At 71.9% G+C, this 7871-nt stretch carries 7 protein-coding genes and 3 pseudogenes; 3 read left to right on the forward strand and 7 right to left on the reverse strand.

The genetic code is table 11. The features are described 5' to 3' along the window. Nucleotides 1–129: 129 nt before the first annotated feature. Complete coding sequence (locus AC08OX_RS12155; RefSeq protein WP_476607924.1) at nucleotides 130–786, reverse strand: amidohydrolase family protein; 657 nt, start codon at nucleotides 784–786, stop codon at nucleotides 130–132. Nucleotides 787–1237: 451 nt separating this feature from the next. Here AC08OX_RS12155 and AC08OX_RS12160 point away from each other — a divergent pair. Both AC08OX_RS12160 and AC08OX_RS12165 read left to right on the forward strand, forming a co-directional pair. Beyond that, nucleotides 1238–1507, forward strand: a pseudogene (locus AC08OX_RS12160) (AAA-type ATPase lid domain-containing protein); the annotation flags it as partial. Between the two features lie 211 nt (nucleotides 1508–1718). Then, complete coding sequence (locus tag AC08OX_RS12165; protein WP_476607925.1) at nucleotides 1719–2513, forward strand: AAA-type ATPase lid domain-containing protein; 795 nt, start codon at nucleotides 1719–1721, stop codon at nucleotides 2511–2513. 62 nt (nucleotides 2514–2575) lie between these two features. Here the strand turns inward: AC08OX_RS12165 and AC08OX_RS12170 are convergent, their stop codons facing one another. The 3 genes and pseudogenes from AC08OX_RS12170 to map all read right to left on the reverse strand — a co-directional run bounded on the left by AC08OX_RS12170 (nucleotide 2576) and on the right by map (nucleotide 5767). Beyond that, nucleotides 2576–4021, reverse strand: a complete 1446-nt coding sequence (locus tag AC08OX_RS12170) for an MFS transporter (protein ID WP_476607926.1) — start codon at nucleotides 4019–4021, stop codon at nucleotides 2576–2578. 385 nt (nucleotides 4022–4406) lie between these two features. After that, nucleotides 4407–4901, reverse strand: a complete 495-nt coding sequence (locus AC08OX_RS12175) for a MarR family winged helix-turn-helix transcriptional regulator (protein WP_023841338.1) — start codon at nucleotides 4899–4901, stop codon at nucleotides 4407–4409. Between the two features lie 108 nt (nucleotides 4902–5009). Continuing rightward, nucleotides 5010–5767, reverse strand: a pseudogene (gene map, locus AC08OX_RS12180) (type I methionyl aminopeptidase). Between the two features lie 204 nt (nucleotides 5768–5971). Here map and AC08OX_RS12185 point away from each other — a divergent pair. Next, complete coding sequence (locus tag AC08OX_RS12185) at nucleotides 5972–6244, forward strand: helix-turn-helix domain-containing protein (protein ID WP_476607929.1); 273 nt, start codon at nucleotides 5972–5974, stop codon at nucleotides 6242–6244. Between the two features lie 157 nt (nucleotides 6245–6401). Here the strand turns inward: AC08OX_RS12185 and AC08OX_RS12190 are convergent, their stop codons facing one another. The 3 genes and pseudogenes from AC08OX_RS12190 to AC08OX_RS12200 all read right to left on the reverse strand — a co-directional run. Beyond that, nucleotides 6402–6884: a hypothetical protein gene (locus AC08OX_RS12190; protein ID WP_476607927.1), complete on the reverse strand. Its 483-nt coding sequence runs from the start codon at nucleotides 6882–6884 to the stop codon at nucleotides 6402–6404. Between the two features lie 189 nt (nucleotides 6885–7073). Further along, nucleotides 7074–7550, reverse strand: a complete 477-nt coding sequence (locus AC08OX_RS12195; protein WP_476607928.1) for a cobalamin biosynthesis protein — start codon at nucleotides 7548–7550, stop codon at nucleotides 7074–7076. Beyond that, nucleotides 7547–7871: pseudogene (locus tag AC08OX_RS12200) on the reverse strand (cobyrinate a,c-diamide synthase); the annotation flags it as partial. The gene AC08OX_RS12195 and the pseudogene AC08OX_RS12200, both read right to left, overlap by 4 nt.

Consider the following 7871-nt stretch of genomic DNA (forward strand, 5'->3'; position numbering starts at 1 on the left):
TTAGGCACCCTGTGATCTACCGGGGACTTCTCTGATTTCCGCGACTACATCAACAACGCTCGATCAAGGTTGTTGTCGGATCGGCCTCCAGGTGAATCCGGCGGATCAACCTGAAAATATATGGCCGATTCAGGAAAAGCTACTTTGAAAAGGCTCGATGAAGTTCAGGTCTTCGAAATCGCTTGCGACGTGGTCGATGTCGGCGACGTCGAACGCGTCGCGGTCCAGCGGCTTGATGGTCGGGCCCTTGTGGACGTGGATGTTCTTGATGCCTAACTCCTGGCAGGCCTCCAAGTACCGATAAGCCCAGGGATCGGTCAGCTTCCATCCGCGCGAGCCGCCTTTCCACTCCGCGGTGCAGAGCTTGACCCCCTTGAGACCGAACCTCTCGGCGTCGGCGCGGAGCTGGTCGAGGCCGGCCCCGCCGTTGCGCGGATCCCAGTTGTGGTTGTAGGTCAGCTTGTCGGGGTGGGCCTGGGTGAGCGCGAACGCCTCTTCGGTCTGCCCGAACCCGTTGGTGTAGAACTCCCCGAGGTAGGCGGGTTGGAAGATGGCGTGGTCGACGTACCCGGTCTCGAACACATCCTTCATCAGCCGCTCGCCGCCCTGGTAGAGGTACTCGTCGTACTCCCACATCTCCGACGCCGGGGTAAAGCTCGTGTGGTAGGCGTAGAAGCAGTCGATGAACTGCTTGCCGTGGACGTTGCGCTGGTTCTCCGGGCGCCCGTCCCACAACGCGATGTGGGCGTCCACGATGAAGTAGTTCTCACCGTCCTTGGCGTACATCCTGGTCCTCCTCCGGCCCACGGCCATCGCGGGCCTGTCGGGAGGCTAGTGCCCGCGTGGGGGGAGAGGTCCCGGGGTCGATGTCTCATTGTGGGATGACCGAATGTCCCAAACTGAGACACGCGCGGCCGTGCCAGGGACGAGGCTGGCGCCTACGCTTATGACCTGGATCACAGCAGGGCTTTCAGGGAGTGTCATGCCCGACGACGTCATCCCGGCACGTGCCCGCGGGTTCGCGGCCGAGGCGCGCGCGGGGCGCGACCACACCCGGTCGGACGTCTCCTGCCGGCTGATGGCCTCCTGGCAGCGCAGCGAGGAGTACGGCGTCTCCCTCGACGACGTCGACCCGGTCTTCTCCGGCACGATCGACCAGAGCTCGCTGTTCTACGACAGCGGCCGCGAGGTGCTGGCCGGCCTCCACCGGACGCTGGCCGCGGAGCCCGTCAGCCTGATGTTGACCGGCGCGGACGGCTTGGTGCTCAACCGTCTCAGCGGGGACACCAGCCTCCTGCGCGCGCTGGACCGGGTACACCTCGCGCCGGGCTTCTCCTACGCCGAGCGGGTGGTGGGTACGACGGGACTCGGGCTCGCGCTGGCGGACCGCGCCCCGTCCCTGGTGCGGGCCGAGGAGCACTACGCCGTCGGGCTGTGCTGCTACACCTGCGCCGCGGCGCCGGTGCTCCACCCAGGGACCGGACGCCTCGAGGGCTCGGTCAACCTGACGACCTGGTCGGAGTCGTCGAGCAACCTGCTGCTCGCGCTGGCTGAGTCCGCCGCGCAGCACACGACGGACCTGATGCGGTTGCGGTCCGGGGGCGTCACGGGTGGCCGCCCGCGCCCACGCGGCGAGGTGTTCCGGGTGGAAAGCCCGCGCGCGGAGCCCGGGGCCGGCAGTCTGCACGACCTCTCCGGCTCCTTCCTGGCGCCGTGCGGTGTCACTGGCAGAGGCGGGCCTGCGCGACGGGCGGGTCGTGGCCTGTGTCGGCGAGCCGGGCAGCGGCCGTACGACGGCGCTCGCGCAGGCCCTGCGCCGGGCCTTTCCGCGCTACCGCATCCTGGCCGCGAGCAACCCGGCAGCGGCGGACGTCGAGCCGTGGCTGTCCCTGTGGACCCCGGAGCTGACGAAGGCGAGCACGGCGGTCATCGTGCGCGACGTCGACCTGCTCCCCCTGTGGGTGGCCGAACAGGTGCGGGACCGGGTGCTCAGGGCCCGGGTCGAGGCGCGATCGGGCGCAGCCGACCCGGCGGGCTGCCTGCCCTTCGTGATCACGGTGGAGCGGTTCGAGGATATCCCGGCCGCACTGCGCGCGATCGTTGACGGGATCTTCCCGGTCGCACCGCTGCGCCAACGGCCCGAGGACATCGGGCCGTTGGCGCGGGTGGCGCGGGTGGCGGCCCTGCGGGCACGGGGCCGCGAGGTGGATCTGACCCCGGCGGCCGAACGCGCCCTGTCCGGCCATCGTTGGCCGGGCAACGTCGAGCAGCTGATGCAGGTCGTCAAGAAACTGGCTCGCCGCCACGACCCGATCGACGTCGGACACCTCCCGGCCGAGGTGCTCTCGCACGGCCGCCACCGGCTGACGCGACTGGAGACGTTCGAGCGGGACGAGATCGTGCGGGCTCTGAACGACCCGTCCCTCACCATGGCCGAGGCAGCCGAGCGGGTCGGCCTGAGCCGGTCCACGCTCTACCGGCGGATCGCCCAGTACGGCATCCGGATCAGGTAGCCGCTCAGCCCGGACTCACCGGGCCGCGACCACGTAAGGATCACTGTCACTGGAGTACTAGATCAGCACCTGGCGCTGTTTTCCGTTCCGATGTTCCTCATGCCCCGGCTAGAGGTGAGGAGGGGGGTGAACAGGAGGAGGGATGCCGCGGTGAGGCCGACGATTGCCAGGCGGGGCCCGGTGGCGCCGGCGGCGAGGTGGACGGCGAGGGTGACCATGGCCACGCCGAGGGCGGTGCCCAGGCCGCGGGTCATGTTGACCAGTCCGCCGCCGGTACCCGCCGCGTGGGCCGGGATCGCACTCATGATCGTGGTGTTGTTGGTGGGGGTGTAGACGCCGATGCCGAGGCCGAGCACGGCCATCGGGGGGATCAGCCAGGGTGCGGACAGTGGCACGGCGAGTGCGGCGGCGAGTGCCATCGTGCAGGTGACGGCGCCGAGCGCGTAGCGGCGGCGGTCGCTCCACCGGTCGGGTAGGACCGCCCCGGCGCCGCTGGCGGCGAGCGCGAAGCCTCCGGGCAGGGCGGTGAGGACCAGCCCGGCGTGCAGGGGGGAGGTGCCGCGGTCGGTGAGGACGACGGGGACCAGGACGAGCGGGCCGAACAGGACGAGGTAGCCGCACAGCGCGCCGACGAGTCCCCCCGCGAGGGCAGGGATGCGAAGGAGGCGCAGGTCGATCAGGGGTGCCGGCGCGCGGCGTTCCCGTTGGACGAGGCCGTAGCCGGCGAGCGGGGCGAGGATGGCGAGGATGGCGGTGGCCGCGGAGGGCAGGTTCAGGCCGGAGACGGCCGAGACGGCCAGCAGCAGGGTGGTGGTGGCGGTGGCGAGGAGGGCCAGGCCCGGCCAGTCGAAGGGGGCAGGGTCGGTGCGCTGGCGGGTGCGGGGTAGCAGGTAGTAGCCGGCGATGAGGGCGATTGTCCCGACGGGGACGTTGATGGCGAACACCCAGCGCCAGCTGAGGGTGGTGACCAGGGCTCCGCCGAGGGTGGGGCCGAGAGCGAGGCCGAGAGCCTGGGCGGCGGCCTGGACGCCCAGGGCGGCGCGCATCCTCGGGCGGGGTGCGCTGGTGGCGACAAGGGCGACGCTGTTGGCCTGCAGCATCGCGGCGCCGACGGCCTGCGCGACGCGGGAACCGATCAAAGCGGCGAAGCTGGGAGCCAGGCCACAGGCGGCCGAGGCGGCGATGAAGACGAGGAGTCCGTAGAGGTAGAACTGTTTGCGGCCGTGGGCGTCGGCGAGCCGGCCGACGGGCACCAGCAGGGCGACCAGGGTGAGCAGGTAGGCCAGGGAGACCCAGGTGACTGCAGCGAGCGGGGCGTGGAACTGTGCGCACAGCGGCCCGTAGGCCAGGGTGACGATGCTGGCGTCGAGTTGGCCCATGAACGCGCCGAAGCACACGGTGGCGACCGCCAGCCACCAGCCGCCCGGCAGGTCGCGGACCGCGCGCGGGCGGGCCCGCTCGTGGGCCAGCAGCGACATCAGGGTGTTGCGGGACGCGGAGGTACGCACGCCCGGGTCCATGGCTACCTGTTCCTCCAGCGGAAGCCGCTCACGGCAGGGCGCGGCTCCCCAGCTCTGTCTGTGACAGATAAACTCTGTTTCAGACAGAGTAGGCCGGTGCGGGGGCGAATGCCAGGCCGGCCGCTGGAGGTGGGCACGCGGCGTTGGTGGCCGGCGGTGTAGGCCGCGACGTACAGGGCGAACAGCCTTCCCCGGCGAAAGGCCCAGCGCCGGTCGGCGGCGAGCAGCAGCACGCCGAGGTCCTGAAAGTAGTTACCCACCGTCCGATCGCCTGCGCCAGCACCAGCCCGGGCGCGGCGGCGTCCGCGAAGCCGGCGGGCGTGATCCCGCAGCGGCGGCAACCGGTCCGGCACGCCTCCCGAGGAACCTGCGGTCAGGGTCCGCCGGTGGCGACGGAGGACGGGTCGGCCGGGCGGCGGTCATCGAGCTGTTCGACCAGGCGTGACAGGGCCGGCAAGGCTTCGACAATAACGGCCTGGTCGGCGGCTGCGAGCCGGCCCAGTGCGTCGCCGAGCCTGCGTTCGTGGGCCTCGCGCCACCCCTGCAGATGGCGGGTACCGGTCTCGGTCAACGACACCCGGGCCGCGCGCCGGTCGGCCGGGTCGGTGACCCGCCGCAGAAGATCCGCGTCCGACATCTGTTGCACCAGGGTGCTCACCGTATTCGGAGCCAGGTGGAGCAGGCCGGCGAGCTCGCCCACCCGCGCGCCATCGCGTTCCTGCAGGCATTGCAACAACTCCACCTGGGCCATCGGCAGGGCCTCCCACGGGTAGTCGCTGCGGATACTCGTCCGCAGCACCCGCCGAAGTCGAGTGACGACCTCGGTCAACGCCCGCGCGTCCCGCTCCAGCCGTAGCTGCACCACCACCCCGACAGGATAACTGGAAAAGGGCCGGTTTCACCGGTCGGATCAGCAGGTTCTCCACGCCGACGATCGCCTGGCGGGATCATCGCCCGCGCCGGCCACGATCCGCCCTCAGGGGACGGTCAGTACGCGGGGGCCGTCCTCGGTGATCGCGACGGTGTGCTCGGCGTGGGCGGCGCGGCTGCCGTCGGCGGTGCGCAGCGCCCAACCGTCTGGGGCCGTGCGGCAGTGGTCGCGACCGCCGGCGAGGAACATCGGCTCCAGGGCGAGGACCAGGCCGGGACGCAGCAGCATGCCCCGACCGGGCCGGCCGTCGTTGGGAACACCGGGGTCCTCGTGCATGCGCCGGCCGATGCCATGGCCGCCGAAGCCGCGCGGGATGCCGTAGCCGGCTGCCCGCCCGACCCGGCCGATGGCGTGCGCGATGTCGCCGAGGCGGCCGCCCGCGACCGCGGCGGTGATGCCGGCGGCCAGCGCGCGGCGGGTGGTCTCGACGAGGTCGGCGTCGGGGTGCCGATGCAGAAGGTGACGGCCGCGTCGCCGACCCAGCCGTCGAGCTCGGCGCCGCAGTCGACGCTGAGCAGGTCGCCGTCGCGCAGCGGGGTGCCGTCCGGGATGCCGTGCACGACCGTGTCGTTGACCGAGGTGCAGATGACCGCGGGGAACGGGGTCGGGGCGAAGGGCGGCTGGTAGTGCAGGAAGGCCGGCTCGGCCCCGGCGTCGCGGATCACCGCGTGTGCGGTGTCGTCGAGCTCGCGCAGGGTGACGCCGGCTGCGGCGGTGGCGCGTACCGCCGCGAGGGCGCGGGCGACGACCGCCCCGGCCGCGGCCATCGCCTCGATCGCCGTGCCCGACTTCAGTTCGACCATGGGTTGCTCCGTCGCCCGCCGTCGGTGCCGTCCCCCGCCGCCGGTCCCGCGGGAGACGAGGCCCAGACCCCACCGCAGGCCTCGCCCGCCCCTGCTCGGCCGGCGGGCTCGGACCCGCACCCGTGACCAATTCTTATACCGTTATTAGTATCACGGTTGTGGTGCGGAGTCGGGTAGGGGCATGCCGGTACTACCATCATGGCCATGGTGCGGACGCCGTTGACCCGGCTGGAACGCGAACGCGGGGAGCGGTTGGGCGCCCTGCTGCGCACCGCCCGGGGGGACCGCAGCATGGTCGAGGTCGCCGCGGCGGCCGGGCTGTCGGCGGAGACGCTGCGCAAGATCGAGGCGGGCCGGATCGCGACCCCGGCGTTCTTCACCGTCGCCGCGCTGGCGCGGGTCCTCGGCCTGTCCCTGGACCTGATCGCGGACGCCTGCGCCGATGCGGCGATCCCGTCTGGCGTCGCATGGGGCTGAGAAACCTCGGGAAGAAAGATTCGTGTTTGTCCTCCGTTCGGCTGAGTCGCTGAAGATTACCGGTGGCGGGGAGCCACACGGCACGACCGTGGACGCGGGGCGTATCACCCGGAGAACACGCGATCCCCGGCTCCGGTAGGTCAAAGCTGATGAGACGTCAAGGTCGCCGGCCGGTGGACCCGGTATTGAGCAGCGTTTCCCGGACTGTCTGCAGGAAGTGGGCTGGGCCGGCCTGGTCTGTCCAGCTGTCGTGGTAGGCCAGGGGAATGGGCGAGTTGCCGAGGTAGGTGGCGCGTAGGGCACGGGTGACCAGCGTCCCGGCACCGGCGCCGGCCGCGGCGGCTACGGTGTCGGCGGCGAGCTCCGTTTCTGTGCCGCCGGTGTAGGTGTAGGTGTAGGTGATGACGATGTGGACAGTGCCGTCGGCCGGGTCGGCGCTTATGGCGGGGTCGGTGGTCATCTGCCAGATGACTCCGGGCTCGTTGCGGGTGACCGTCCACTCGACCTCGACGGTCGTGTCCGGGGCGACCTCGATGACGTCGACGAACCGTGCCCCCACCGGCACCGGGCGGTCGGTGTTCTCCCCGCGGACCGCCTTCGTCGCAGCGAAGGTGCCGACCCAGTGGTCGGGAGTTGCCATGAAGGCGTAAATCTCCGCTGCGGACAACCGAGCGCAGCGCGCCGAGAATGGCCAGGTTCTGAACAGCTGCTCTGAACGGTTGTCCTGAGGGCAGTGGGGTGACCGCGTAGTACGTCAACAACACCAGCGGCGCGAGCCGATGCTGATCAAAGGTGGTCCGCTCGACCACCCAGCCGACCTGGTCCGCGGTCACGCGGAAGCGCCGCCATCCCGATCCGGCGTGCCATGCCGGGCGATCGCGACCGTCGCCCGCCGGCCGGCGCGTTTGGGTACGAGCAGGACCGGCTGTGGCATGGCCGTTGCCGGGGGCAGGGTGGCCGTTGCCGGGGACGGGGGGACAGCGAAGGGAATCAGACAGGCAGCCTCGGCGACGCTCGGGGTGCCGAGCGCGGCGTGGGCGGCGGCACCGGGATGGGGCACGTCGACGGTGGCGAGCAGGGCGGCGGGATGGCCCACCAGCGGCCAGCCGTGGTGGCGGGCGGCGGCGACGACGCCCGGTTCGTCCCGGCGGGCCTCGACCGTCGCCATCCGGCGCACCGCGCTCGCCGGCGCCGCGAGGTCGTGCAGCGCCGCCTCGACCAGCTCCAGGATCTCTGCCGCCGTCACCCCGGGCCGTGCGCCGACACCGACGACCAGCCTCCCGTCCCCCGGTTCCGCTCCGGTCACGCCGCGCCGGGCTGGATCCGGCCGGGTGGGCCGGCGGGCTTCAGGGCGCGGGGTGCGGCGCCGGCGGTGTCCCGGCCGTCCTCCCGGCGGGCTGCGCGGGCGGCGGCGAGCAGGCGGGTGGCGGCGCCGGGCCGTCCAGCCCAGTGCAGATGCAGGTAGGAGGCGTGCACCCGGCGGTACACGAACCCCTCGGACATCCACGGCGACGCCGCCTGCTGCCCGCTGCGCCGGCCACCACCCGCCACGCGTCCCGGTGCGGGTCGGGGCGCGGTTTCGGGTACCGGCAGCCACCACGCCGCCACCCCCGACGGCCCGGGGGGC

This window comes from Frankia sp. CoBUL1, assembly GCF_978021245.1.

Coding starts and splice junctions, on each gene's coding strand:
- AC08OX_RS12190 (WP_476607927.1), bottom strand. CDS start 6,884: ATGGCAACTCCCGACCACTGGGTCGGCACCTTCGCTGCGACGAAGGCG.
- AC08OX_RS12155 (WP_476607924.1), bottom strand. CDS start 786: ATGTACGCCAAGGACGGTGAGAACTACTTCATCGTGGACGCCCACATC.
- AC08OX_RS12185 (WP_476607929.1), top strand. CDS start 5,972: ATGGTGCGGACGCCGTTGACCCGGCTGGAACGCGAACGCGGGGAGCGG.